The sequence below is a fragment of the Ochrobactrum sp. SFR4 genome, assembly GCF_019730395.1.
Classification (GTDB): domain Bacteria; phylum Pseudomonadota; class Alphaproteobacteria; order Rhizobiales; family Rhizobiaceae; genus Pseudochrobactrum.
Genome location: NZ_JAAPBB010000528.1, coordinates 1 through 314, shown reverse-complemented (window position 1 = coordinate 314; position 314 = coordinate 1). Strand labels below are relative to the sequence as shown.

The 314-nt window shown below is 48.1% G+C and carries 1 protein-coding gene; it reads right to left on the bottom strand.

The window, feature by feature from the left end:
• Positions 1-288 (bottom strand): GNAT family N-acetyltransferase (locus tag HBA93_RS20105; RefSeq protein ID WP_221724454.1); only part of this gene is annotated, 288 nt, incomplete at its 3' end.
• Positions 289-314 lie beyond the last annotated feature (26 nt).

Genomic DNA, 314 nt, shown 5'->3' with positions numbered 1-314 from the left:
TTCATCACCGGCAATCGAGGTGTCATAAACGACAAGATGATCGCAGATCGCGTCATAATGATCGCTGTCACGTTCTTCGAGTACAGTGTTTTGGGATTTCTGCGCGCCAAGCTCAGTGTAGAAAACATCATAGCGCAGTTTTTGGGCGATACGGATTGTTTCCGGATTATCAGCAATCCGGACAATCAGACTGCCCATTCGGCCGAGTATCTGTCCGGTGAGTGAAGACAAGCCGGAATCAGCCAGAATTGCGCTTATTTCAAGCGTATCAGGAGGTGTCTGCTTCATTTGTGTATCATGCGCGGTTTCTGAAA